At 71.3% G+C, this 23,266-nt stretch carries 27 protein-coding genes; 7 read left to right on the forward strand and 20 right to left on the reverse strand.

Annotated features, from left to right (window positions below; translation table 11 throughout):
- Positions 1–35: 35 nt before the first annotated feature.
- Positions 36–386: a DUF4229 domain-containing protein gene (locus tag OVA21_RS11595; protein ID WP_083249822.1), complete on the reverse strand. Its 351-nt coding sequence runs from the start codon at positions 384–386 to the stop codon at positions 36–38.
- A 39-nt stretch (positions 387–425) separates the two neighbouring features.
- On the opposite strand from OVA21_RS11595, the gene OVA21_RS11600 reads away from it, so the two are divergent.
- On the forward strand, positions 426–587 hold the full coding sequence (locus tag OVA21_RS11600) for a hypothetical protein (RefSeq protein ID WP_167457827.1): 162 nt from the start codon (positions 426–428) through the stop codon (positions 585–587).
- A gap of 72 nt (positions 588–659) precedes the next feature.
- On the opposite strand, the gene OVA21_RS11605 is transcribed toward OVA21_RS11600, so the two are convergent.
- From OVA21_RS11605 to OVA21_RS11630, 6 genes are all read right to left on the reverse strand, one after another.
- Positions 660–1,184 carry an arsenate reductase/protein-tyrosine-phosphatase family protein gene (locus OVA21_RS11605; protein WP_069390182.1) on the reverse strand — a complete coding sequence of 175 codons (525 nt, stop codon included), beginning with the start codon at positions 1,182–1,184 and terminating at the stop codon, positions 660–662.
- Positions 1,185–1,211: 27 nt separating this feature from the next.
- Positions 1,212–1,988, reverse strand: coding sequence for an enoyl-CoA hydratase (locus OVA21_RS11610; protein WP_069390183.1), 777 nt, complete (start codon positions 1,986–1,988; stop codon positions 1,212–1,214).
- A 174-nt stretch (positions 1,989–2,162) separates the two neighbouring features.
- Positions 2,163–2,297 (reverse strand): hypothetical protein, encoded by a 135-nt coding sequence (locus tag OVA21_RS11615; protein WP_256385633.1) that lies wholly within the window; start codon positions 2,295–2,297, stop codon positions 2,163–2,165.
- 55 nt (positions 2,298–2,352) lie between these two features.
- On the reverse strand, positions 2,353–3,012 hold the full coding sequence (gene rfbC / locus OVA21_RS11620) for a dTDP-4-dehydrorhamnose 3,5-epimerase (RefSeq protein ID WP_096906977.1): 660 nt from the start codon (positions 3,010–3,012) through the stop codon (positions 2,353–2,355).
- A 64-nt stretch (positions 3,013–3,076) separates the two neighbouring features.
- Positions 3,077–3,628 (reverse strand): LpqN/LpqT family lipoprotein, encoded by a 552-nt coding sequence (locus tag OVA21_RS11625; protein ID WP_067716929.1) that lies wholly within the window; start codon positions 3,626–3,628, stop codon positions 3,077–3,079.
- Between the two features lie 20 nt (positions 3,629–3,648).
- Positions 3,649–4,455 carry an SDR family oxidoreductase gene (locus OVA21_RS11630; RefSeq protein ID WP_268092441.1) on the reverse strand — a complete coding sequence of 269 codons (807 nt, stop codon included), beginning with the start codon at positions 4,453–4,455 and terminating at the stop codon, positions 3,649–3,651.
- A 249-nt stretch (positions 4,456–4,704) separates the two neighbouring features.
- Between OVA21_RS11630 and OVA21_RS11635 the strand changes: the two genes are divergently transcribed.
- Complete coding sequence (locus tag OVA21_RS11635) at positions 4,705–5,532, forward strand: oxygenase MpaB family protein (protein WP_096906975.1); 828 nt, start codon at positions 4,705–4,707, stop codon at positions 5,530–5,532.
- A gap of 36 nt (positions 5,533–5,568) precedes the next feature.
- Here OVA21_RS11635 and OVA21_RS11640 read toward each other — a convergent pair whose 3' ends face one another.
- The 7 genes from OVA21_RS11640 to OVA21_RS11670 all read right to left on the reverse strand — a co-directional run bounded on the left by OVA21_RS11640 (position 5,569) and on the right by OVA21_RS11670 (position 12,230).
- Entirely contained in the window at positions 5,569–6,132 is a 564-nt protein-coding gene (locus OVA21_RS11640) for a YdcF family protein (RefSeq protein ID WP_067716934.1), read from the reverse strand.
- On the reverse strand, positions 6,129–7,115 hold the full coding sequence (gene rfbD / locus OVA21_RS11645; RefSeq protein WP_096906974.1) for a dTDP-4-dehydrorhamnose reductase: 987 nt from the start codon (positions 7,113–7,115) through the stop codon (positions 6,129–6,131). Before rfbD ends, OVA21_RS11640 begins: the two co-directional genes overlap by 4 nt.
- Positions 7,112–7,993, reverse strand: a complete 882-nt coding sequence (gene rfbA / locus OVA21_RS11650) for a glucose-1-phosphate thymidylyltransferase RfbA (protein ID WP_096906973.1) — start codon at positions 7,991–7,993, stop codon at positions 7,112–7,114. Before rfbA ends, rfbD begins: the two co-directional genes overlap by 4 nt.
- Positions 7,990–9,042, reverse strand: a complete 1,053-nt coding sequence (gene rfbB, locus OVA21_RS11655; RefSeq protein ID WP_067716939.1) for a dTDP-glucose 4,6-dehydratase — start codon at positions 9,040–9,042, stop codon at positions 7,990–7,992. Before rfbB ends, rfbA begins: the two co-directional genes overlap by 4 nt.
- Positions 9,043–9,064: 22 nt before the next feature.
- On the reverse strand, positions 9,065–9,976 hold the full coding sequence (locus OVA21_RS11660; protein ID WP_132063085.1) for a hypothetical protein: 912 nt from the start codon (positions 9,974–9,976) through the stop codon (positions 9,065–9,067).
- Between the two features lie 28 nt (positions 9,977–10,004).
- Complete coding sequence (locus OVA21_RS11665; RefSeq protein ID WP_096906971.1) at positions 10,005–11,078, reverse strand: YihY/virulence factor BrkB family protein; 1,074 nt, start codon at positions 11,076–11,078, stop codon at positions 10,005–10,007.
- Positions 11,079–11,156: 78 nt separating this feature from the next.
- Positions 11,157–12,230, reverse strand: a complete 1,074-nt coding sequence (locus tag OVA21_RS11670) for a YihY/virulence factor BrkB family protein (protein WP_067716947.1) — start codon at positions 12,228–12,230, stop codon at positions 11,157–11,159.
- 168 nt (positions 12,231–12,398) lie between these two features.
- Here OVA21_RS11670 and OVA21_RS11675 point away from each other — a divergent pair, with 168 nt between their 5' ends.
- Positions 12,399–12,794 carry a hypothetical protein gene (locus OVA21_RS11675; RefSeq protein ID WP_067716950.1) on the forward strand — a complete coding sequence of 132 codons (396 nt, stop codon included), beginning with the start codon at positions 12,399–12,401 and terminating at the stop codon, positions 12,792–12,794.
- A gap of 211 nt (positions 12,795–13,005) precedes the next feature.
- Entirely contained in the window at positions 13,006–14,130 is a 1,125-nt protein-coding gene (locus OVA21_RS11680) for an NAD-dependent epimerase/dehydratase family protein (protein WP_268092442.1), read from the forward strand.
- Positions 14,131–14,182: 52 nt separating this feature from the next.
- On the opposite strand, the gene OVA21_RS11685 is transcribed toward OVA21_RS11680, so the two are convergent.
- Positions 14,183–15,010 carry a 3'(2'),5'-bisphosphate nucleotidase CysQ gene (locus tag OVA21_RS11685; RefSeq protein ID WP_096906970.1) on the reverse strand — a complete coding sequence of 276 codons (828 nt, stop codon included), beginning with the start codon at positions 15,008–15,010 and terminating at the stop codon, positions 14,183–14,185.
- A gap of 43 nt (positions 15,011–15,053) precedes the next feature.
- Entirely contained in the window at positions 15,054–15,269 is a 216-nt protein-coding gene (locus OVA21_RS11690; protein WP_067716955.1) for a hypothetical protein, read from the reverse strand.
- 250 nt (positions 15,270–15,519) lie between these two features.
- Here OVA21_RS11690 and OVA21_RS11695 point away from each other — a divergent pair, with 250 nt between their 5' ends.
- On the forward strand, positions 15,520–16,461 hold the full coding sequence (locus OVA21_RS11695; protein WP_096907515.1) for a sulfite exporter TauE/SafE family protein: 942 nt from the start codon (positions 15,520–15,522) through the stop codon (positions 16,459–16,461).
- A gap of 46 nt (positions 16,462–16,507) precedes the next feature.
- Entirely contained in the window at positions 16,508–16,990 is a 483-nt protein-coding gene (locus tag OVA21_RS11700) for an RrF2 family transcriptional regulator (RefSeq protein ID WP_096907514.1), read from the forward strand.
- A gap of 40 nt (positions 16,991–17,030) precedes the next feature.
- On the opposite strand, the gene OVA21_RS11705 is transcribed toward OVA21_RS11700, so the two are convergent.
- The 4 genes from OVA21_RS11705 to cysD are packed head-to-tail and all read right to left on the reverse strand — an operon-like array spanning position 17,031 to position 22,133.
- Positions 17,031–18,305 carry a cation:proton antiporter gene (locus OVA21_RS11705; protein ID WP_096906969.1) on the reverse strand — a complete coding sequence of 425 codons (1,275 nt, stop codon included), beginning with the start codon at positions 18,303–18,305 and terminating at the stop codon, positions 17,031–17,033.
- A 57-nt stretch (positions 18,306–18,362) separates the two neighbouring features.
- A complete protein-coding gene (locus tag OVA21_RS11710; RefSeq protein WP_096906968.1) occupies positions 18,363–19,271 on the reverse strand; it encodes a sulfite exporter TauE/SafE family protein in 909 nt (302 codons plus the stop codon).
- A 4-nt stretch (positions 19,272–19,275) separates the two neighbouring features.
- Positions 19,276–21,216, reverse strand: a complete 1,941-nt coding sequence (gene cysC / locus OVA21_RS11715) for an adenylyl-sulfate kinase (protein WP_268092443.1) — start codon at positions 21,214–21,216, stop codon at positions 19,276–19,278.
- Positions 21,216–22,133 carry a sulfate adenylyltransferase subunit CysD gene (cysD, locus tag OVA21_RS11720; RefSeq protein ID WP_067716962.1) on the reverse strand — a complete coding sequence of 306 codons (918 nt, stop codon included), beginning with the start codon at positions 22,131–22,133 and terminating at the stop codon, positions 21,216–21,218. The genes cysC and cysD overlap by 1 nt, the downstream gene beginning before the upstream one ends.
- Before the next feature lie 166 nt (positions 22,134–22,299).
- On the opposite strand from cysD, the gene OVA21_RS11725 reads away from it, so the two are divergent.
- Positions 22,300–23,238 (forward strand): IclR family transcriptional regulator, encoded by a 939-nt coding sequence (locus OVA21_RS11725; RefSeq protein ID WP_067716965.1) that lies wholly within the window; start codon positions 22,300–22,302, stop codon positions 23,236–23,238.
- Positions 23,239–23,266 lie beyond the last annotated feature (28 nt).

The raw sequence follows: 23,266 nt of genomic DNA on the forward strand, positions 1-23,266 counted from the left end.
GCCGGACACCGCACGCCGGTCTGGTGCGACGAGCGTCAGGCCTCGTTCATCCGACGGCGCAGGTCCTCGCGCTTCTCCCGTCGTCCGGCGTCGACCGCCGCGATATCGGAGTTGATCTGCGCGCGCATCCGGCTGAACAGCACCATCGACAGGGGCAACGCGATCAACACAGAGATGATCGCGGCGACGAGCACGGGGACCTGCACACCCGCCAGGCTGCCGATCCCGATGATGAGCAGCGTCAACGCCACCACCAGCAGAAGTCGGACGACGGTGTAGACGACCATGTTGCGGGCCAGTCGCGCGCCGGGCGCGGACCCCTCCGGTCTGGCCGCCGGGCTGGCCGTCCCCTCCGCGGGGTGTGTTGTCTCGTCTCGCTCGCTCATGGTCCCCAGGATACGTATCGTGGTGGGAAGGAGGTTCGAGTGATCTGGCTGTTCGCACTCATCGGAGTGGTGACCGTGGCGATCCTGCTGTGGCGGGCCTTCGGGCCCGGGTCACGGCCGGCTCCCCCACGGGTGATCGCCCCGGACGACGACCCTGATTTCCTACGGGATCTGGACCGTCGCAAACCGCTGGACCCCTGACGTCGGCAGCGCACGGGTCCCGGCGCAGCCCTGCCCGATGCAGCCCTGCCCGGACAGGTCTCGTCGGCCGGGTCAGTTGCGTGACAGCAGGCGGACGATGGAGTCCACGGCGTCGCTGATCTGCGCCCCCGTGCGGTCGAACACCTCCGGCTCCCGGCCGATCGGATCCTCCACGTCGAGCGCGGGATCGTCGGTGTCGATACCCAACCTCGCCCGCGACAGACCCGCGAGCGTGACGGACTCGTCGGAGTCGGCGAGCCGGGCGGCCTCCAGGATCGTGTAGGTCTTCTTCCACAGCAACGGCGCCAGTTCCTGCACGGCATCGCGGTGCGCCCGGGTCGCGGTGAGGACGAGGTCGCGTCCTGTCAGCAGCCGGGCTGTGAGCAGTCGCGACGCGAAGCCCCCGCCGTCTCCCCCGTACCCCTGCAGCACCCGCAGGGTCTCGCGGTGGATCTCGACGCCATTGGCCGCCCGCGTCCCCGCGGAGTCGACCGACACATCGAGTCCGGCTGCCGCGGTTCGCGCGGCCAACAGACGCTCGGCCAGCGGCGACCGACACATGTTGCCCGTACACACCGTCATCACCGAGATCGCCATGGCGACGATCCTAGTGCGCGCTGCGCGTCACTCCCCGCGCCACTGCGGGGCGCGCTTCTCGAGGAACGCGGACATGCCCTCCTGGGCGTCGCAGGTGACGGCGTTGGTGGCCATGGTCTCGGCCATCTCGCGGTACGCCTCGTCCTGGGGCAGATCGATCTGCCTGTAGAAGGCCTGCTTGCCGATCTCCAACGTCAGCGGGCTGGAGTCGGCGATCTGCAGCGCCAGCTCATCGACCCGAAAACGCAGGTGGCCCTCGGGCACCGCCTCGTTGACCAGCCCCCAGTCCACCGCGGTGGCGGCGTCGATCGTCTCACCGGTCAACAGCATCTGCATGGCCCGCTTACGGCCGATGGAGCGGGAGACCGCCACCATGGGGGTCGAGCAGAACAGGCCGATCTTCACGCCCGGGGTGCCGAAACGCGCGGTGTCGACCGCCACGGCCAGATCGCAGGTGGCGACGAGCTGACAGCCGGCGGCGATCGCGTGGCCCTGCACCTCGGCGATGACCGGCTGCCGGATCGCCTGGATGGTCTCCATGAGCTGCACGCACGTGGTGAAGACCTCGCGCTCCTGCGTGAGGGTGCGGTCGACCATTTCACCGATCTCGTGCCCGGCGGACAGTGCGGGGCCGGACCCGGTGAGCACGACGACCCCACAGTCCGGGTCGTCACCGAGGTCGCGGATCGCCGCCGTCGCCTCCCGCATCATCTGCAGGGAGAGCGGGTTGCGACGCTCGGGCCGATCGAGTGTGACGCGGGCGATCGGGCCGCTGCGCTCGACGAGGACGAAGGGGGTGCTCATGGGGCCTCCGGAGGGGATGAGGGGCTAGCCTCCGCTGGTTCTACCCCGCGGCGCCCGTCGACGGGCCGGGACGGGGCCGGGGCGCCCCCACCGGGGCGTGGCGAGGGGCGTGGCGCTCCCCTCTGGTCACCCCGGGCCCCGGGCCGGGCCCGGCTCGGACCGGACCGGACCGGGTCAGTTCGCGGCGGCCTCGTGCGTGCCGTCGCACCACTGCTCGGCGGGGACGGTGTCCTTGACCTGGTCGACATGCTGACCGCAGCCGTCCCACGTGGTCTTGCCGCAGACGGGGCAGGTGACGGGGTAACACATAAGAATCTCCTCAGATCCGACATCATACCCTAGGGGGTATGCCCGTAAGGGTATGTCAGTTCTCGTCCGGCCGCCACTCGGCGTCGACCCTGGGTGTGGCCTCACGCAGTCGTTCGACGTGGGCCCGGCACTCCTCCCACTGCGGGAGCCGGCCCGCAGCGGCGACGTCGAGCAGGCTCGGGGCGTCGCGGTCGCGCTCGCTCATGACGTGCTCGATCGAGGTGCCGTCGAGGGCCGATCCGGGCCAGTCGATCGCGATCTTGGGATCGAAGGCGTCGATGACGTGCTCGGCCCCGGGCCGCCAGCCCTCCGAACAGAAGTACATCACCGTGGATTGCGGCTCGAGGGCCAGGAAACCGTGCGCCACGCCCTCGGGGATGTAGATCGCCCGCTGCTCCACGGAGTCCAGGATGACCCCGGCCCACTCACCGAAGGTCGGCGAGCCCACGCGGACGTCCACGACCACGTCGAACACCGTGCCGGACGGGCACAGCACGTACTTGGCCTGACCGGGCGGGACCTCGGCGAAGTGCAGGCCGCGCAGGACCCCCTCCCCCGAGACCGACACGTTGACCTGCGCGAGATCGAAACGGTGGCCGGTCATCCGACGGAAGGTCTCGTCGGTGAACGCCTCGTGGAACACCCCGCGGTCGTCAGAGATCTGCCGGGGGGTGATCTCCCACGCCCCCGACACGCTGAGCTCGCGTAGCTGCACTCCGGTCCCGCCTTCCCGTTGTCTATCGATCCCGGTCGCCCCCGGCGCCCGGGTGACGACCACCCTAGCCGCGCATGGCGTCCACGATCTGCGCTGCCGTCCACTCGCCGATCAGCAGGCAGCCCATGGCGTCGTCGTGGACGGAGGCGTCCTCGTCCCAGCCGGTGACGACGAACTGGAAGATGTAGGTGGCCTCGTCGTCGCTCCATCCCACGATCAGACTCGAGGTCGCCATCCGGCCCGGCTCGGCCGTGTACATGCCCCGCAGGTAGCGGTAGACGCTGCGGACGGCGCCGGCGGACTCGTCCCCTTCACCGGCGACCTGCTCGAGCAGAGTCCAGTCGGGCAGTGCGTCGGCGGTGGCGACGATCATCTCGACCGCCTGCTCGGTGTCCATCGCGGGCGCGACACGGGCGCAGGTGGCCACCGCGTTGGGTGAGAACCCGTCACGGTGCGCACCCGGGTCCACGTAGATCACCGCGGACGGCTCGGGCGATTCGATGCGCTGCCACGGCGGGCTGTCCACCCAGGTCAGCGGCTGTGCGGCCACGGCCATCGGTGGGCTCGCCTCGAGAATGCGACCGGTCGACGCGCAGTACTCCTGGATAGAGGTCATGTCCGGGTCCCCGCGCCCCGTCAGCCCTGTAGTCCCGCGCCGACGATGTGCGCGCCACCGTCGACGACGAGGGTCTGCCCGGTCATCCAGTGCGCGTCATCGGACAGCAGGAAAGCCACGGGACCGGCGATGTCCTCGGGCACCCCCAGTCGCCCGGCCGGCAGCGCCGCGGACATGGCCTCCTCGCGGCCGGAATACAGCGCCTCGGCGAACCTGGTCTTGACCACGCCCGGGGCGACGGCGTTGACGCGCACGGCGGGTCCGACCTCTACGGCGAGCTCCTGGGTCAGCCGCATGACCAACGCCTTGGTGGCGCCGTACCAGCCGATCCCCGGCGACGGTGCCAGGCCGGCGATGGAGGCGATGTTGACGACGGCGCCGCCGCGCTCGCCGAGGCCCGAGTGGTAGACCTTCTGCGTCCAGGACAGGGTGCCGAGGGCGTTGACCTCAGTGATCTTGCGGGCCGCGGCCAGGTCGATGTCCACCGTGCGGCCGAATGCCGGGTTGATCCCGGTGTTGTTGACCAGCAGGTCGATGGGCCCGAACGACTCTTCGGCCCGGGCCACGACCTCACGCTGGTGGTCCTCGTCGTCGCTCTTGCCCGCCACCGCCAGCACCCGCTCCGGTGTGCCGAGATCGGCGACGGCGTCGTCGAGCCCCTCCTGGCCGCGCGCCGTGATGACCACCGACGCGCCTTCCGCGAGCAGGCGACGGGCGATGCCCAGGCCGATCCCGCGGCTCGCGCCGGTGACGAGCGCGGTGCGGCCGGCGAAGAGGTCCGGGACGACGGGGCCGGTCCGGGGGGCGGGCAGGGGGGTAGCGGTCACAGCCGTCTCCTTGCGAGGGTCGGAATGCGTCTGGCGTGCGTCGCCCAGCCTAGAGGCCATGTCGGTGTGCCAGGCCGCGCCGGGGCCTCACGGCATCTCCTCAGCGGACCCTCCGGCTTTCCTTCACTACGGCGCCGCCGGGCGCTAGAGTTCGTGACAGGTCCCATCCGGCCGCCCCCTCGGGCGGCTCCACTACCCCGGGGTGTGTGCATGTCACCACTAATTCCACGCGCTGGCGCGGACTCACCCGTGTGCTCGATCCTCGATATCCCGGGCCCGCGGTGGTTCACGGCGAGCGATCCCATCTGGCGGGTCCACGGCGACGTGTCCACCCCGATCGGCATCACGACCGGTCTGCTCATGCTCGCCGCCGACCCCGCCTACTCCGCCGGGATGATCGCGTGCGGTGCGGACGCCGAGCCGTGGACGATGGACGACTACCTGCACGACCTCGTGGAGATCTCGACGTTCGGCACGGTCGACGACGCCATGGTGACCATCGAGCACGCCCGCCGTGACCACAATTCGTTCTCCGGCACCACCGAGTACGGCGACTACTTCTACGGCTCCGACCCCGGGCTGATCGAGTGGTCGCAGGCCGCCATGACGTGGGCCCTGCTCGTCGCCTTCCAGCGCTTCTCGGGGCGTCCCCTGTCCCCCGCCGAATCCGACCGGTACGTCTACCAGTGGGCGGGCCTCGCGCGGCTCCACGGTGCCCGCAGTTTCCCCTCGACCGTCCGCGAACTCGAGCAGCTCCTGCGCAGGTCCCGCGGCCGCGCCCGGCCCACCGATGCCGGTCGCCGCGCCGCGAGGAAGCTCCGGGAGGACGCCCGCGCCTGCCCCGGGGTCACGGAGAACTCGGTGATCGCGCACCGGTCGTGCACGACGGTCGTGGACGCCGCGGCGAGCCTGGTGCCGTCGGAGGTGCGCCGCGCGCTGGATCTCCCGCACCGTCCGATGGACCGCGCGGCCGTGTTCGGGAGGATCACCAGAGCGCACCAGGGCCTGTCCTCGCCGCGGCTCACGACCCGGGCGCCCATCGCGGCCCCGTCGGCGATGCGGGCCCGGCCCGCCTGAGCCCCGCCTCGCGCGGAACACCCCGGCCGCCCGGGGTCACCAGTGGCCGTTGACGCGGCCCTTGATCCATCCGGCGGCCTCCCACACCAGATGAACCGGCAGCATCCCGCGGTCGAGCCGCTCGACGGGCACCATCCGCACGTCCAGCCCGGTGGCGCTGCGCATCCATGTCCCCGCCCGGAGGGTGTGGGGCCGGTTGGTCACCACCAGGATCCGGTCCCACCCGCGCGCCCGCGCGATCGAGGCGACCGCCTGCGCCTCGCCCCAGGTGGTGCGCGGGTCGGGCGAGAAGCACACAACTTCTGCGCCCGAGGGTCGCGCGATTCCGGTGCACAGTCGCCGGGCCACCGTCTCGGAGTTGCCGCCGGGGTTGCTCACGAGCAGCGTGTCGGCGTACCCGGCCTCCACGAGGTCCCGGGCGTACAGGTGGCGACCGTCGTCGGCGCCGGCGAGCATCACCACGGCGTCGGCGCGGACGGGCTCGTCGGCGCGCGGCTGCAGCAGGAACGCGCCCCACGCGGTGAGGGCAAGCGCGGCGACGGCGGCGGCCGCCACCGCGGCGCTCCCGGCCGCGAGCACTGTGCGGCGGGTCCGGTTCACGACCCGGGCCCGGGGAGGCTGCCCCGCTCCCGCTGTCGCTGGGCGATCCAGCCCTCGTGGGCGATCGCGCGGACGAGATCCTGCGTCCAGTCGTCCATCGGCTCCAGCCCGACGGCACGCCACGAGGCATCGGAGAGCACGGAGAAGGCCGGCCTCGGGGCGGGGCGTGGGTACCCCTCGGTGGTGCAGGGTCGCACCCGCTCGGGATCCGCGCCGAACCACGTGAATACCGCCCGGGCGAGGTCGAACCACGTCGCGCGGCCTACCCCTGCCAGGTGCAGGGTCAGGCCCCGCGCGTCGAACTCGCCCCAGGCCTCCCCGCCGACGAGGCCGAGCAGTTGATCGGCCAGCGGCGCCGTGTAGGTGGGCGAACCCCACTGGTCGTCCACCACCGAGAGGGTGTCCCGCTCGCGCTCGAGGCGGACCATGGTGTCGACGAAGTCCGAGCCGCGCAGCCCCTGCCCGTGGCGCACGGGGCCGGTGTACACCCACGCGGTGCGGACGATCGTCGTCTCGGGGTACACCGCCAGCGCCGCCCGTTCCCCCGCGAGTTTGGTGCGCCCGTACGCGGTCACCGGCGCGGTCGGGTCGTGCGGCTCGAGCGCCGGAGCGGTGGCCGGGTCTCCCCCGCCGGGGACCTCGCCCGAGAAGACGTAGTCGGTGCTGATGTGGACCAGCCGGATCCCGCGGTCGCGGCACGCCACGGCCAGCGATTCCACGCCGTCGGCGTTGACCGCGTGCGCAGTGACCTCGTCGGCCTCCGCGCCATCGACGTCGGTGTACGCGGCCGCGTTGATCACGACCTCCGGTGCGTGACGGTCCAGGGCGGAGGCGATCGAGGCCGGGTCGGTGAGGTCGAGCTCGTCGCGGCCCACCGCGACCGCGCCACCGCCGAGCTGACGCCTCGATTGCCTGTCCAGGTAGTGCCCGAGCTGTCCGCGACCGCCCGTCGCGAGGATCCGCGGCCACCGGCCGGCGGTCACAGGTTGCGCCCCTTCTCGCGGCGCAGAATGTCCAGAAGGTACAGGCCGTACCCCGATTTGCGCAGGTTGTGGGCGCGGACGGTGAGCTCGTCGTCGTCGATATATCCCATCCGCCATGCCACCTCCTCCGGGCAGCCGATCTTCAGGCCCTGCCGGTCCTCGATCGTGCGGACGTAATTGCCCGCGTCGAGTAAGGAGGCGTGCGTACCCGTGTCCAGCCACGCCGTGCCCCGTGGCAGCACCTCCACCTGCAGTCGGCCCTCGCGCAGGTAGTGCCGGTTGATGTCGGTGATTTCGTACTCGCCGCGCGCGGACCTGCCGAGCCCGCGCGCCACGTCCACCACGTCGGCGCTATAGAAGTAGAGGCCGGGGACGGCGAAATCGGAGGACGGGTCCTCTGGCTTCTCCTCCAGGCTGATCGCGCGGCCGTCGGCGTCGAAGTCGATCACCCCGTACTCGCTCGGATTGGAGACGCGGTAGGCGAACACGGCGCCACCCTCGGGCTCGACGAAGCGCCGCAGCTGCGTGCCCATGCCCGGTCCGTAGAAGATGTTGTCGCCCAGGATCAACGCCACCGACTCGTCGCCGATGTGCTCGGCACCCAGCACGAACGCCTGCGCCAGCCCCTCCGGCGCCGCCTGCTCCACATAGCTCAGGGCGATGCCGAACTGGCTGCCGTCGCCCAGCAGCCGGCGGAACTGCGGAGCGTCCTGGGGGGTCGTGATGATGAGGATCTCCCGGATCCCCGCCAGCATGAGCGTGGACAGCGGGTAGTAGATCATCGGCTTGTCGTAGACTGGCATCAACTGCTTGCTCGTCGCCAGGGTGAGCGGGCTCAACCGGGTGCCGCTGCCGCCGGCCAGGACGATGCCCTTCACAGCACCGTCTCCGTCCGCGCGTACTTCGCCTCGACGCGCTCCTTGACCGGCTCCCACCAGTCGCGGTGGGCGGCGTACCACTCGATCGTCTGCTGCAGGCCCTCGCGCAGGTCGGTGTGCCGCGGCTCCCAGCCCAGTTCCTCGCGGGTGGCGGTGGCGTCGATGGCATACCGCAGGTCGTGGCCCGGCCGGTCGGTGACGTGATCGAAACCGGGATCCCCCCCGGTGCCGGCCCCGTTTCCCCCGTCGCTGCCGGCGACCCCCATGAGGTCGCAGATCATCTGCATCACCTGCAGGTTCGAATGTTCGCCGTCCGCGCCGATGAGGTACGTCCGGCCCGGCTCGCCCGCGGCCAGGATGCGCAGGACCGCCGCGTTGTGGTCGTCGACATGGATCCAATCCCTCACATTGGCCCCACTGCCGTAGAGGCGGGGCCGGCGACCGTCCAGGATGTTGGTGATCTGACGCGGGATGAATTTCTCGACGTGTTGGAACGGCCCGTAGTTGTTCGAGCAGTTGCTGATGGTGGCCCGCACCCCGAAACTGCGGACCCACGCGCGCACGAGCATGTCGGCCCCGGCCTTGGTGGCCGAGTACGGGCTCGACGGGTTGTACGCCGTGTCCGGGGTGAACTTGGCCGGATCATCGAGCTGCAGGTCACCGTACACCTCGTCCGTCGACACGTGATGCAGGCGCGCGTCGTGCCGCCGGCACGCCTCGAGTACGGCGTAGGTGCCGACGATGTTGGAGTGCAGGAAGGGCCAGGGGGTGGCCAGCGAATTGTCGTTGTGGCTCTCCGCGGCGAAGTGCAGGACGGCGTCGTCCGGCCCCGTCAGCTCGGCGACCAGCCGGTCGGTGACCGCCGGGTCCGCGCAGTCCGCCTCGACCAGCTCCACCCGCTCGTCGGGCAACCCCTTCAGGTTGGCGCGGTTGGCGGCGTACGTCATGGAATCCAGCACCGTGACGTGGGCGTCCGGGTACTCGCGGACCGCGGTGTGGACGAAGTTGGCGCCGATGAACCCGGCTCCCCCGGTGACGACGAGGCGCATGGGTTCAACCCTACCGCCCGGCTCAGTCGTCGCCCGAGGGCTCGTAGCTTGCCGGGTCGTCGCCTGCCGGGTCCTCGTGCCTGCCCGCCTCCCACCGTCGCTTGATCGCCCTCGACCGCCGCGAGTGCCTCACCGCCAGCACCGCGATCACGACGCCCGCCACGAGCGGCACCCACACCTTGCTGTACTCAAGCATGAACTCGAGCCACCCCGGCACCGTGACCTCGGGCAACGAGATCGACGGCAGGGTGATGTCGGGCCGCGGGATGGTCGGCAGGGAGATGTCCGGCCACGGGAGGTCGATGTCCGGGAGCCGCTCGAGGATCCACTCGACGACCGGTTCGAGGACCCGGCCGATCAGCGGCAGTAGGACGAGCACGGCGATGGCCCACCCGGACCGGCCCAGACCGGCCGCGACGGGATAGGCCACGCGCTTCCACGGCGAGGCCGCGATCGCGTCCTGCCTCGCCTCCGCCGCAGAGCCCGGCGGTGGATCGAAGTGGACGACGTCCCTGCCCTCGCGGAAGACCACCTGCCGCACAGCGGTGTCCGTGATGCTGGTCCGTACCTGCACTCGCGGGCCGGAGACGGACGCGGCCGCGGTGCTGTGCTCGCCCGGCTCGGGCGGGTCCGCGTCGAGCGAGAGCTTCGTGTCACTGATCTGCCGCGCCCTGGCCACCGTCACCCCGTCCCTCAGGAGCGCGCAGGCAGGGCTCTGCAGTGGCGAGGACCCTGCCGTCTCCCCCTCGGGTTTGCGCCGGAGGGGGTAACCGGGGTCGACCGCGTGCACCTCGTCGGATCGGCCGACAGCGAACTCGAGCCTGCCGTACTGCGGGTGGTCCAGCCGCCAGATCTCCGGTCGCGTGCCGGAGGCGGGGCCCTCCGGCACGCCCTCTGCGGGTTTCGGTCCGGGGTCTCGGTCTCGATCAGACACTGTCGGCACCCTACCTCCCTCCCGCGCGCTACTTCTGCGCGTCGGCGGGCTCGGTGTCGGCGGGCTCGGTGTCGGCGGGCTCGGCGTCTACGGTTCGGGAGTCGGTGTCCTCACGCCGCAGCTCGCGGTACGCGGCGAGCATCTTGGCGCGGCGTCGGTTGTGCGCCTCAAAGGCCGAGTTGTCGCGCGGGGTCACCCGGACCGCCTCCTCCGCGGGGATCCCGGCGCGCAACTGCCGCACCCGCAGTACCTCCGCGTCCAGGCGGGCGCCGTACACCACCGCCATGTTGACCAGCCACAACCACAGCAGGAACACGATCACGCCGGCGAGCGAACCGTAGACCTCGTTGAAGTTGCCGAACCGGGAGACGAACAAGTCGAAACCCGCCGTAGCCACGCCGATGATCGCCAGGGCCGCCACCGCCCCGAGCGAGACCCAGCCGAGCTTGCGCTCCGTGACGTTCGGTGCGAACCGGTAGAGGAATGCCAGTGCGAGGATCGCCGAGACCAGCCCGGCCGGCCACTTGGCGATCTCCCACGTCGCCAGGGCCGTGTCCCCCAGCCCTATCCACCCGCCGACCGTCTCCGCCACCGGCCCGGTGAACACCAGCGCGAGGCCACCGACCGCCACGAGAAGAATGAGCAGAGCCGTGAGGATCACCGCGGAGGGCAGCAGCCGCCACAGCGGGCGCCCCTCCTCCACTCCGAAGACCGCGTTGATCGCCCGACCGAGCGCCCAGACGTACCGCGAGGCCGACGCCAGGGCGACCACCGTTCCGACGATGAGCGCGGTCCCGGCGGCGGGCGTGGTCACCAGCGTTTCGATCGGCCCGCGCACCGGGTCCAGGATCTCCGGCGGGGCGACGTCCGAGAGCATGTCCATGACCGCGTCGACCGTCCGGTCGCCCTGGCCGAACACGCCCAGCAGCGACACCACGACCAGGACCGCGGGGAACAGCGAGAGCACCCCGTAGAAGGTCAGCGACCCCGCGAGGTCCGGGCCCCGATCACGCAGGAACTCCGACACCGACCTCGTGAACACCATCCGCACCGTTCGCAACCGTCTGCGGATGGTCGCGACGGGCCCGCCAGAAGTGCTCATGCACTGATTGTGACCTCCCGGGCGGGGCATGGGGCGGACGCCGCGCCCACTGGCTGATCCGTCGGGGCCGGGCGGGGGTCAGTCGCGGTGGCGGGCCTGGTCGACCTGGGCCTCGCGTCGGACGTCTGCAGCCTCGTCGATGGCCTTCTGCTGCTTCTCGGCCGCCTTGTCGCTGGCGGTGGTGTCGCGCGGCGGGAGCTGGATGGTCTCCTCGGCGTGCATGCCCGCCTGGAGCTCACGGGCGCGCTCCATCTCGGCGTCCACCTCGGCACCGAACAGGAAGGCGTTGTTGGTGATCCACAGCCAGAGCAGAAAGACGATGACGCCGGCCAGCGAACCGTAGGTCGCGTTGTAGCTGCCGAAGTTGGTCACGTAAAAGAAGAAGCCGACGGTCGCGAGGCCCCACACCACCAGCGCGACCACCGCGCCGAGCGAGATCCAGCGGAACTTGGGCTGCTTCACGTTGGGGGCGAACCCGTAGAGGACCGCCAGGATGACGACGACGACGAGGACCAGCGCCGGCCACTTGGCGATGCCCCAGACGGTGACCGCCGTCGAGCCGAGACCGATGAGATCCCCCACCCACTCGGCGATCGGCCCGCTGACGACCAACATCACGCCGGCCAGGGCGACCAGGATCAGCAGCACGGCGGTGAGAAGGATCATCAGCGGCTTGAGCTTCCAGAAGGGGCGCCCCTCCTCGACCTCGTAGATGCGGTTCATGGCGCGACCGAAGGCGCCCACGTATCCGGAGGCCGTCCAGAGCGCGCCGAGAATACCGGTGATCAGGGCGATCCCGGCGGCCGGAGTGTTGACCAGTCCCTCGATCGGCCCGCGGAGTTCGTTGAGGGTCTGCTCCGGTACCGAACCCTCGACGAGGCCCATCACCGCGTCGACCGTGGCCTGCCCCTGGCCGAACACACCGAGCAGCGAGACCACGGCGAGAAGCGCCGGGAACAACGAGAGAACGGCGAAGTAGGTGAGCGACGCCGCGAGGTCGGTGCAGTTGTCCTTGGAGAACTCCCCTGCGGCGCGTTTGAGGCCGACTTTCCAGGCTCCGCCGGTGAGCTTGGTGGGCGACTCGGGCTTGCCGGTGTCGGGGTCGGCATCCGTGTGGGGCTTGTCGGTGATGTCGCGGCTGCTCGTACTCATACCAAGCACCTTTCCACCACCGGGCCTCCCCCGCATCCGGCCCGGCCGTCCCCCCGCGGGATTACGGACGCCGCTCTGTGCGTTACCCTCTTTGATGTCACGTCACCAAAGTGTCGTATCAACAACTTCGATTTCGTCGACCGTCACCGCACCAGAGGGAGAAACACAGTGAGTCTGTCCAACGCCATCCTCCGTGGAGTCACCGGGGCCTTCGTCCTCAACTCCGGCCTGAGCAAGCGCGGCATGCCGACCGAGGCCGCCCAGGGTCTACAGGGCTTCGCCGCGACGGGAGTGCCCGCCGTGAACAACCTGGATCCCGATTCCTTCGGCAAGTTCGTCGCCTACTCCGAGATCGGCATCGGCGCCGCCCTCCTCACCCCGGTCGTGCCCCGCCAGATCGCCGGCGCCGCCCTCGGCGTCTTCTCCGCCGGCCTGCTCGCGATGTACTTCCGCAACCCCACCATGACCGAGGCCGACGGCATCCGCCCCAGCCAGGAGGGCATGTCCCTGGCCAAGGACGCGTTCATGGCCGCCATCGCCGGCGCACTGGTCACCGACCGGTAGCCTCCCCCGCCGGCGGGCACGAGCCCCCACGGCGCCCGGCCCTGCCGGCGCTACGGCACCCGGCCCTGCCGGCGCGACGGCCCGGTCCCGCAGCACGCGGGGCCGGGCCGCTCGCGTTCCCGACACACGCGCGTTCCCGGCACACGCGCGGACACCTGCCACACACCCCGGACCGGATGCGCGGCCCACGCGGGTCGCCGACCATGGTGCGATGACGCAGAACCCGGAATCCGATACCCCGGCCCGCCGGATGCGGGTAGTCGTCACCGGTGCCAGCGGCAACGTCGGCACCCCGCTCGTGCGGCGTCTGCTCTCCGACGGTCATGACGTGGTGGGACTGTGCCGCCGGATCCCCCCGGCCACGCCGCCCTACGACGGCGCGCGGTGGCATCGGGTGGACCTGTCGTACGCCCGCGCGGAGGACCTGGTGGAGGTCTTCCGCGGCGCGGACGCGGTGATCCACCTGGCCTGGGGCTTCCAACCGACCCGCGACGTCGCCCACCACCGCCGACTGGGCGTCGGGGGAACCGCCGCGGTCGTCACCGCCTGCCGACTGGCGGGAGTGCCGCATCTCGTGCACCAGCCCTCCGTGGGCGCCTACGCCCCGGTGTCCGACGGCGGCCCCGGGGTGTCCGTGGACACCCGCGTCAGCGAGGGCGCCGAGCTGGGTGGCGTGCCGACCGCCGCCTACAACCACCACAAGACCGCCGCCGAGCACCTCCTCGACCAGCATGAGCGCGAACATCCGGGAACCCCGACGATCGCCCGCATGCGGGCCGCGTTCATCGTCCACGCCGAGGCGGCATCGGGACTCGCCCGGTACTTCAGCCCCGCTCTCGCGCCCCTGCGGCTGATCCGGGCCCTACCGGTCCTGCCCGTGGACCGTCGCCTCACCGTCCCTCTGGTCCACGGCGACGACATGGCCTCGGCGCTCGCCGCCGCGGCCACGACCGGCGCGCAGGGCGCGTTCAACATCGCGGCCGAACCGCCCGTCACGCGCGACATGCTCGCCCGCGAGCTCGGCGCCGTTCCGGTCGGGCTCCCGTTCGGGATCCTGCGGAGGCTGGTACACGTCAGCTGGCTGCTCCACCTCCAGCCGCTCAGCATCGGCTGGGTGGACCTCGCGTTCGGCGTCCCACTCATGCACACCACCCGGGCCCGCGCCGAGCTCGGCTGGCACCCCACGGTCGCGGCCGACGAGGCCCTGCGCGAGATCGTCGACGCCATCGCCGCCGGACGGGCCGGGACGTCCCCGCCCCTGCGCCCGCGAACCCTGCGGGACGCGCTGGCCTCACTGCGCCGCGGCGGCCCCGTCGACGTCAGGCGCCTGCCCTGACAGACGCGGGACCGTCGTTGACGACCGTCCGCGCGGGCCCGCCGCGTCGTAACTAGCGCTTCGTCGCGCCCTCGTCCGCGATGGCACCGAGGATCGCGTCCGCCAGGTCGGCGCGGCACACGACGAGGTCCGGCAGGTAGGTGTCGGACACGTTGTACTCCAGCGGGGTGCCGTCGATCCGCACCGCGACGAACCCGCGGGCCAACGCCACCCCGGCCGGCGCCGCGGAGTCCCACTGGTACTGCCCGCCGGCGTGGATGTAGGCGTCCGCCTCACCGCGGACGACGGCCGCCGTCTTGGCCCCGGCCGACCCCAGCGGCACGAGATCCCCGCCCACCGCCTCGGCGACCGCATCCGCGAATCGAGGCGGACGGGAGGCCGAGAGGACGATCCGCGGTCGGGAGCCCGTTCGCGGGGGAAGAAGGCCACCCCCGTCGACCCCGCCGTTGCCCACGGGTGCGGCGTAGACCTCGTCGTCGTCGACCCCCGACACCACTCCGAGCGCCGGGAGCCCGACCGCCGCGGCGGTGAGTCGCGACAACGCCGGGTCCCCCGCGCGCTCCCACAGGGCGACGTGGACGGCCCAGTCCGGCCGGTCGCCGAGGCCGTACTCGCGGGTGCCGTCGACGGGGTCGATGATCCACACGCGGTCGGCGTCCACCCGGGCGAGATCGTCGGCGGACTCCTCCGACAGGACCGCGTCGTCCGGGCGCGCGGCGGCGAGCCGTTCGAGGAGCAGCGTGTTGGCGCGGCGGTCGCCGATGTCGCCGAGCTCCCGTCCGGTGGGGCCGGAGGAGCGCAGGTCCACCAGCAGTCTCCCGGCCTCGATGGCGAGGTCGACGGCGAGTTGCTGGTCCGGGGTACGTGTGGCGGCGGTCATGCCCCCAGCCTAGGAGGCGCACTCCGGGCGCGGCGCGGGACGCCTACCGACGGCGCGACCGCAGCCCCCGGCGCCGGCCACTCCCGTACTGGCGGACGACGCGGGCGGGCTCGTCCGGACACCGGTGCGCGTCGGCCGCGACCCGGGCCGCGCCCCGGGACGGCAGGACACCGCTGCGGGCGTCGCAGCGGTGACAGCCCCAGACCGCGCCGTCGGCCGTCTCCTCGACGTAGCACTGCCGCTGTCCGACCTCGTTCATCGTTCCCCCCCGGGAGAAACTGCGCCAACCTCCCGCCGGCACATAGATCGCTATTGTGTCATAAATTTTTACTACTGGACAACGAAAACATCACTGCGCCCGGCGCCCCACCTCAGCGATGCCCGATCCCGTCCTGGACGGGCGATCGAATCGCACCCGGCCCTCACTGGACAGGTCGGTCTAGACAGTGCCCCTTCCTTATGTCTACTGTACTGATCGACTTAATCGATTCACTATTCTAGGGATGCTCGTGAAGACACTCATCGTGCTCGGCGTCGTCGGCGCCATCGCCCAACTCATCGACGGGTCTCTGGGCATGGCCTACGGCGTCACGTCCACGACGCTGCTGGTCGCGGCCGGTATCGCGCCCGCCGCCGCATCGGCGTCCGTGCACTTCGCGGAGATCGGCACCACCCTCGCCTCCGGCGTCTCCCACCACCGACTCGGCAACGTCGACTGGCGGATCGTGCGCATCCTCGCGGTGCCGGGCGCGATCGGGGCGTTCGCCGGTGCCACCCTGCTGTCCAGCCTCCCCGCCGACGTCGCCAAGCCCGTCGTGGGGGCGATCCTGCTCAGCCTGGGCCTGTACGTCCTGTACCGGTTCCTCGCACTCGGCGGCCGTCGCCCCGAGTTCCGCGGGCGGGTCCGCACCGGGTTCCTCGTCCCGCTCGGACTGGTCGGCGGCACCCTCGACTCCCTCGGCGGCGGTGGCTGGGGCCCGGTCGGCACCACCTCGCTGCTGTCCTCGGGCCGGGTCGAGCCGCGCAAGGTCGTGGGCTCCATCGACACCTCCGAGTTCGTCGTGGCCGTCGGCGGATCGCTCGGCTTCCTCGTGGGCCTGGGCGCCGCCGGCATCAACTGGGGTTACGCGCTGGCGCTGCTGGTGGGAGGTGTGCTCGTCGCACCGCTCGCGGCGTGGCTCGTCAAGCACCTGCCCGCCCGGGTGCTCGGCACGGCGGCCGGCGGCCTGATCATCGTCACCAACTCCCGCACCCTGCTGGTGTGGGCCGAGGTTCCCGCGTCGGCGACCACCCCGATCCTGCTGTCCCTGGTCACCGTGTGGATCGGCCTGGTCACGTGGGCCGCGCTCGCCGAGCGGAGGGCCTCCGGCGGCGACGACGACGAGGCCGGCATCGACCCGGTCGGTCCCGCCCCTGCCGCGGCCGCCGCATCCGCCCCGGCGCAGGACTGATCCGGGCGGACGCCCGGTGGGGTGGACCCTCTGGGACACTGTCGGCATGAGGGTCACCGCCAAGTCCGACTATGCGTTGCGCGCACTCGTCGAACTCGCGGCGGCACAGCTCGCCAGCCCCGACGACGATCCCCGCGACAATCCGCTGAGCGCCGAAGAACTGGGGCGGCGGCAGGACATCCCGCACGGGTTCCTCCAGGCGATCCTGTCGGACCTGCGGCGGGCCGGGATCGTGACCAGTCGCCGGGGCAAGACGGGCGGATGGTTCCTCGGCCGGGAGGCGCGGGACATCTCGGTCGCCGATGTCCTGCGGGCGGTTGACGGCCCCTTGGTGAGCGTCTACGACGTCCGCCCGGAGTCGGTGGTCTACAACGACCGTGCCGCGATCCTGCAGCACGTGTGGATCGCCTCGCGCGCGGCCCTGCGCCGGGTGATGGACGCCGTGACGATCGCCGACCTGGCCGCCGGGCACCTGCCGGGCGAGGTCCACGAGCTGACCCTCGACACCGACGCGTGGGAGCCCCGCTAGTCGGACGCCGGTTCCGCCGCCCGGTCCGCTCCCGGCGGCATCAGGGCGCCGGAGTCCGCCCGCGCCCTCGCCCGCGGTGGCGGTCGAGCCAGGACACGGCCGGGGACGACGCCGCGCCGTGCAGGACGTTGGACGCGACGATGACCAGCGACACCGCGGGCCACAGCGACCAGCCGTCCTCCTTGGAGAAGTACCCCATGGCGTAGCAGAGGTAGAACAACGACCCCACGCCACGCACCCCGAACGCCGAGACGAACAGGCGCTCCGGGGATCGCAGTCTGCCGTCGCCGATCAGCGCGATCCAGGCGGTGAGGGGCCTGATTACGAACAGCACCCCGGCCGCGACGACGGCGTGCGACCACTCGAGCCGGAAGACCGCGTCGGAGATGAATGACGCCCCGATCACGAGCAGGACCAGCAGGGTGAGCAGGTGTTCGGTGTACTCGATGAACTCGTGGAAGTGGGCGTGCCGCTCGTCCTCGCGCTCAGCCGACCGCGCACCGAGGGCGGCGAAGAACACGGCGAGGAAGCCCCAGCCACCCACGAGTTCGCCGACCCCGTAGGCGAACAGCAGCGTGGCCACCGCGGCCGCGGGTTCGGCGTAGCCGATGAGCTGGTATCCCCCGACGCGGTGTCGGTAGAGCACAGTGGCGATCAGCCGGCCGATCACCCACCCCGCCACGGCGCCGATGACCGTCTTGCCCACGAGATCCCAGACCAGCCAACCCCACAGCCAGCCCCCCGGCCCGCCCTTGGTGGCCAGGTAGATGGCGAGGTAGACGAAGGGGAACGCGAACGCGTCGTTCAGGCCGGCCTCGGAGGTGAGGGCGAAACGCGCCTCATCGTTCTCGTCGTCGGCGGCCTCGCCCGTCCCGGGGCCCGCCACCTGCACATCGGAGGCGAGGACCGGGTCGGTGGGGGCGAGCACGGCGCCGAGCAGGACAGCGACAGCGGGGGTCACCCCCAGTACCCACCACCCCAGGAGCGCGACGCCGGCGATGGACAGCGGCATCCCGATGGCGAGCAGCCGCCACGTGGTGGTCCAGCCACGGAAGGACAGGGGGCGGTCGAGGGCCAGTCCGACGCCGAAGAGCGCCACGATCACCGTGATCTCGGCCATCCGTTCGGCGAGTTCCGCGTGTTCGATCACGTCCACGAGCTGGGACTCGTTGGGCATGAGCCAGCCGATGAGCATGCCGACACCCACCACGATGATCGGGGCGGACAGGGTGCGCTCCCGGAGCAGTCGCGGAAGGAGCGAGCCGAGGAGCAGCGCCGCGCCGACGACCGCGTAGATGAGGTCGGTGTTCGTCACGAACGAAAGTGTGGGCGCTCCTGGTGCGGCGGCGCCACCGAACCGGTCGGGAACCCGTCAGGCGCGGGAGACGGCCGGTTGGTCGGCGCGCGCGGAATACCTGCTCACCAGCACCCGCCACACCAGCGGCCCGCCCACAACGAGCACCAGCGTGATCACGCCGATCAGCGCCGGCGGGGCGCCCAGCATCGCCGAGGCGGTCACGGCCAGCACGATCGTGATGCCCCGGCGGATGAGCCCCTGCGGGACGCAGCTGGCGAACTTCGAGCCGAAGAACGTGCCGACCGCCCCACCGATCAACAACGGGACCAGCAGGTTCCAGTCGACGCCGGTGACCAGGACGTGCCCGATCGCCGCCGCGATCACCAGTGGGACCGCCTGCACCAGGTCGGTGCCCACCAGCCGCAACGCCGCCAGGGTCGGGTAGAGCAGCATGATGCACATCATGATGACGGTGCCCGAGCCGACCGACGTGATGCCGACCATCAGGCCGCCGATCACGCCGACCAGCAGGGTGATCAGCGGCTTGACCGGCGGGTCGGGGTCATCGCCGGTGCGGATGCGCCCGGACATCTCGAAGAACGCCCGTAGGAAGTAGGCGGTGGACGCCACGATCAGCGTCGCACCGATGGCCTTCTTCAGCAGCCCCTGTACGTCGTCGGCGCCGATGGCGTGGACGAGCCACGCCCCGAGGTAGGCCGTCGGCACGGATCCCAGGATGAGCCAGAACGCGATCTTGAGGTTGGGTTTCCCGTGCCGCCAGTGCACGCCCGCGCCGATGACCTTGTTGACCGCGTTGACCACCAGGTCGTTGGCGACCGCCGCCGTCGGCGGGATGCCCACGAGGATGAGCGCCGGCGTCATCAGGGCGCCGCCGCCCATCCCCGTCAGACCGATCACCACGCCGATGACGGCGCTGACGACCAGCAGCCCCAGCGAATCGTAGGTCCAGAGGGCCTCGGGCACCGGCTCAGATTCCCAGGATGGAGCTGAGGATCCGCTGCGCGACCTCTTCCGCGGTCCCGTCCTCGGGGCGGATGTGCAGGTCGGGGGTCAGCGGCGGCTCGTACGGAGCCGACACCCCGGTGAACTCCGGGATCTCGCCGGACCGGGCCTTGGCGTACAGGCCCTTGGGGTCACGGGCCTCGCACTCGGCCAGCGGGGTGTCCACGAAGACCTCGGTGAACGGCAGGTCGGCCTTGGCGTGGACCTCGCGCGCCGCGTCGCGGTCGGCGCGCATGGGCGAGATGAGGGAACAGACGACGACGACGCCGGCGTCCGCGAACAGCGCCGCGACCTCCGCGGTGCGGCGGATGTTCTCGGCGCGATCGGCGGCCGAGAACCCGAGGTCGGCGTTGAGGCCGTGCCGCAGGTTGTCGCCGTCGAGGATGTAGGCGGGGTGCCCGGACTCGATGAGCAGTCGCTCCACCTCGGACGCGATCGTGGACTTGCCCGAGCCCGACAGGCCGGTGAGCCACAGTGTGCGGCCCTGTCCCCGGTCCCCGCGCTGGACGGCCCCGGCGTGCCAGACCACGTTGGACCCCGTGGTGGCGGGCCCGATGATCATGCCCGCGCCCACGGTGTTGCCGGTGATCTCGTCGACCATGATGAACGCACCGGTGTCGCGGTTGCGCCGGTACGGGTCGTACATCAGCGGGGTCTGCGTGCGCAGTCCGATGCGGCCGATCTCGTTGAGGTCGAGCTCTGTGGAATCCGGGTCGCGGTGCAGGGTGTTGACGTCGAGCCGGTACTCCATCCCCGTGACGATCGCCTTGGTGTCTCGGGTGGTGTGCTTGATGACGTAGCGCTTGTTCTGCTGCAGCGTGGTGGCGTCGTCGAACCAGCAGACCATCGCCTCGAGTTCGGTGCCCTGGTGCGGACGGTTGCCCGGACGGGCGATCATCTCGCCGCGGACGATGTCGATCTCGTCGTTCAGTGCGATCGTCACGGCGGCGGGCGCGGCGGCCTCGTCCAGCTCCGCCCCGCCCGGGCCCCAGATCGCCTTGACCGTGGACTGCCGACCGGACGGCATGACCACCACGTCGTCGTCGACCTTGACGATGCCGCCCGCGACGGTGCCGGCGAACGAGCGGTGATCCAGGCCGTCGGCGCGCTGGGGACGGATCACGTACTGGACCGGGAACCGGACGTCGGTGAGGTTGCGGTCCGAGGCGATGTGCACGTTCTCGAGGTGGTCCAGCAGCGCCGGCCCGGTGTACCAGGGCATGGAATCAGTCGAATCGACGGCCCCGTTGACCACATTGTCGCCCTTGAGCGCGGACAGCGGCACGAACGTGACGTCGTGGACCTCGAGCTTGGCGGCGAAGTCGGTGAACTCGGTGCGGATGGCCTCGAAGGTGGCCTCGTCGTAGTCCACCAGGTCCATCTTGTTCACGGCCACGACCAGGCGCGGTATGCCCAGCAGTGCGGAGAGGAAGGCGTGGCGGCGCGTCTGCTCGAGGACACCCTTGCGGGCGTCGACGAGGATGATCGCCACGTCGGCCGTCGAGGCGCCGGTGACCATGTTGCGCGTGTACTGCACGTGGCCCGGGGTGTCCGCGATGATGAACTTGCGCCGCGGGGTCGAGAAGTAGCGGTACGCCACGTCGATCGTGATGCCCTGCTCCCGCTCGGACCGCAGCCCGTCGGTGAGCAGCGCGAGGTCGGTGTACTCGTCGCCCCGCTTGGCGGAGGTGGCCTCGATGGAGGCGAGCTGGTCCTCGAAGATGCCCTTGGAGTCGAACAGCAGCCGACCGATGAGGGTCGACTTGCCGTCGTCGACGGAGCCGGCGGTGGCGATGCGCAGCAACTGGGCCTGGTCGGACATGGTGTGGCCGGTCTCCACGGTGGCGGCCTCGGGGTTCGGGACCGCGGTGGTGGGGGCCGAACCGGCGGTGGTCGGGGTGCTCATCAGAAGTAGCCCTCCTTCTTGCGGTCTTCCATTCCGGCCTCGGAGATCCGGTCGTCGGCGCGGGTCGCGCCGCGCTCGGTGACGCGGGTGCCCGCGACCTCGGCGACGACGGCGGCGTTGTCGGCGGCGTCGGACTCGACGCAGCCGGTGCAGGTGGCGTCGCCGACGGTGCGGAAGCGGACCAGTTCGGTGCGGGCCTCCTCGCCGGGCAGCGTCTCGAGGAACCGGGTGTTGGCCAGGAGCATGCCGTCGCGCTCGATGACCTCACGCTCGTGGGCGTAGTAGATCGGCGGCAGGTCGATGTCCTCGCGCTCGATGTACTGCCAGATGTCCAGCTCCGTCCAGTTGGACAGCGGGAAGACCCGGATGTGCTCGCCCTTGCGGTGGTTGCCGTTGTAGAGCTTCCACAGCTCCGGGCGCTGCGCGCGGGGGTCCCAGGCGCCGAACGCGTCACGGAACGAGAAGACGCGCTCCTTGGCGCGGGCCTTCTCCTCGTCGCGGCGGGCACCGCCGAAGACCGCGTCGAAGCGGTTCTCCTGGATGCCGCGCAGGAGGGCGGTGGTCTGCAGCCGGTTGCGGCTGGTGCCCGGACCGGTCTCCTCGACCACGCGGCCGGCGTCGATGTCGTCCTGGACGTGGGAGACGAGCAGCTGGACGCCGGTCTCCGCCACGACCCGGTCGCGGTACTCGATCACCTCGTCGAAGTTGTGTCCCGTGTCCACGTGCATGAGCGGGAACGGCATCGGCGCGGGCCAGAAGGCCTTGCGGGCGAGGTGGAACATCACCACCGAGTCCTTGCCGCCGGAGAAGAGCATCCCCGGGCGTTCGAACTGCGCGGCTACCTCGCGGAAGATGTGGACGGACTCCGCCTCGAGCGCGTCGAGATGCGAGAGCGTCACCGCCGACCTCGTCGTCATGCGACCTCCAGTGTCGTGGACCGTCCGGGGTACCGGGCGGCTGACGGCAGACAGATCTGTCTGCCATCGGGCATCCGCACCATCGTGCGCCCGCCGAGCCGCGATATGCACCTCGGCGAGGGCATCTGGCATGCCCCTGTCGAATAACAGGCATACCCTGTCGACTATGCGACACGAACCGACCCATCGGGCGCTCTCGGTGATCGAGGCCCTCGCGAACGACGGCCCTCCCCTGCCCCTGGCCGAGCTCGCGCGCGTCGCCGGCGCCAGCCGGTCGACCCTCCACGCGGTGCTCTCCGAGATGGAGTCCCAGGCCTGGGCGGAGAAGGTCGGCGGCGGGTGGCGTGCCGGGCCGAGACTGCGCGAGGTGGGCACGGCGCTGGGCGCCGAGGTCGATCTCGTCCGGGCGGCCCGCGAGCCCCTCGAGGCCCTGGCCGACGCCACCGGCATCGCCGCCGTGGTCTTTGAGCTCCGCGACGGGATGGCCGAGGTCGTGGACTCGGTCGGTGCCGGCATGCGCACCGCCTCCCGGGAGGTCATGCCCGTCGGTCATGTGGTCCCGGTGCGTGCGCCCTTCGCCCGCGAACTGGCGGCCCGCCTCCCCGTGGTCGAGCAGCGCCGCTGGCTCGCCGACTCCGCGGGGCTCACCCCCGCCGCACGGGATCGACTCGAGACTGTCCTGCCGCAGATCGCGCGACGCGGGTGGTCGATCGAGCGACTGACCCCCGCACGACGCGAACTACTCCGGATGGCCGACTCCCTCGAGGCGTCCGGGATCGGTGCCCTGGTCCGTGACCGCGTGTCCGAACTGTTCGTGGAGCTGTCGGAACTCGACGTGACCAACGCGGAGCTCGACGCCGCCGCGGACCTGGCGGTGGCCTCGATCGCGGCACCGGTCCTGCGTGCGGACGGCCGCGCGATCGGATCGGTGGCCGTCGCCCCGGGCCGACGCATGACCGGTCGGGCCGTCGCCCGTGCCACCCGGGCGGTCAGCGCGTGCGCCGACTCGGTCTCCGCCCGGCTGGCCTCGCGCCCGGGCCGCGCCCCCGCCGTCGGCCTGCCCCCGCACCTCGTCCACCCGGCGCACGCGGCGCGCCACCCCTGAGCCCGGACCCGCCTGCCGCCGCCCCCAC

The organism is Dietzia sp. SL131 (genome assembly GCF_026672565.1).
In the GTDB taxonomy this organism is placed as follows: domain Bacteria; phylum Actinomycetota; class Actinomycetes; order Mycobacteriales; family Mycobacteriaceae; genus Dietzia; species Dietzia kunjamensis.

Excerpts from the sequence above, each read along its gene's own strand:
- OVA21_RS11595 (WP_083249822.1), bottom strand. The coding sequence starts at position 386 with ATGAGCGAGCGAGACGAGACAACACACCCCGCGGAGGGGACGGCCAGC.
- OVA21_RS11605 (WP_069390182.1), bottom strand. The coding sequence starts at position 1,184 with ATGGCGATCTCGGTGATGACGGTGTGTACGGGCAACATGTGTCGGTCG.
- OVA21_RS11610 (WP_069390183.1), bottom strand. The coding sequence starts at position 1,988 with ATGAGCACCCCCTTCGTCCTCGTCGAGCGCAGCGGCCCGATCGCCCGC.
- OVA21_RS11615 (WP_256385633.1), bottom strand. The coding sequence starts at position 2,297 with ATGTGTTACCCCGTCACCTGCCCCGTCTGCGGCAAGACCACGTGGGAC.
- OVA21_RS11625 (WP_067716929.1), bottom strand. The coding sequence starts at position 3,628 with ATGACCTCTATCCAGGAGTACTGCGCGTCGACCGGTCGCATTCTCGAG.
- rfbB (WP_067716939.1), bottom strand. The coding sequence starts at position 9,042 with ATGCGCCTCGTCGTCACCGGGGGAGCCGGGTTCATCGGCGCCAACTTC.
- OVA21_RS11665 (WP_096906971.1), bottom strand. The coding sequence starts at position 11,078 with ATGAGCACTTCTGGCGGGCCCGTCGCGACCATCCGCAGACGGTTGCGA.
- OVA21_RS11670 (WP_067716947.1), bottom strand. The coding sequence starts at position 12,230 with ATGAGTACGAGCAGCCGCGACATCACCGACAAGCCCCACACGGATGCC.
- OVA21_RS11680 (WP_268092442.1), top strand. The coding sequence starts at position 13,006 with ATGACGCAGAACCCGGAATCCGATACCCCGGCCCGCCGGATGCGGGTA.
- OVA21_RS11685 (WP_096906970.1), bottom strand. The coding sequence starts at position 15,010 with ATGACCGCCGCCACACGTACCCCGGACCAGCAACTCGCCGTCGACCTC.
- OVA21_RS11690 (WP_067716955.1), bottom strand. The coding sequence starts at position 15,269 with ATGAACGAGGTCGGACAGCGGCAGTGCTACGTCGAGGAGACGGCCGAC.
- OVA21_RS11700 (WP_096907514.1), top strand. The coding sequence starts at position 16,508 with ATGAGGGTCACCGCCAAGTCCGACTATGCGTTGCGCGCACTCGTCGAA.
- cysC (WP_268092443.1), bottom strand. The coding sequence starts at position 21,216 with ATGAGCACCCCGACCACCGCCGGTTCGGCCCCCACCACCGCGGTCCCG.
- cysD (WP_067716962.1), bottom strand. The coding sequence starts at position 22,133 with ATGACGACGAGGTCGGCGGTGACGCTCTCGCATCTCGACGCGCTCGAG.
- OVA21_RS11725 (WP_067716965.1), top strand. The coding sequence starts at position 22,300 with ATGCGACACGAACCGACCCATCGGGCGCTCTCGGTGATCGAGGCCCTC.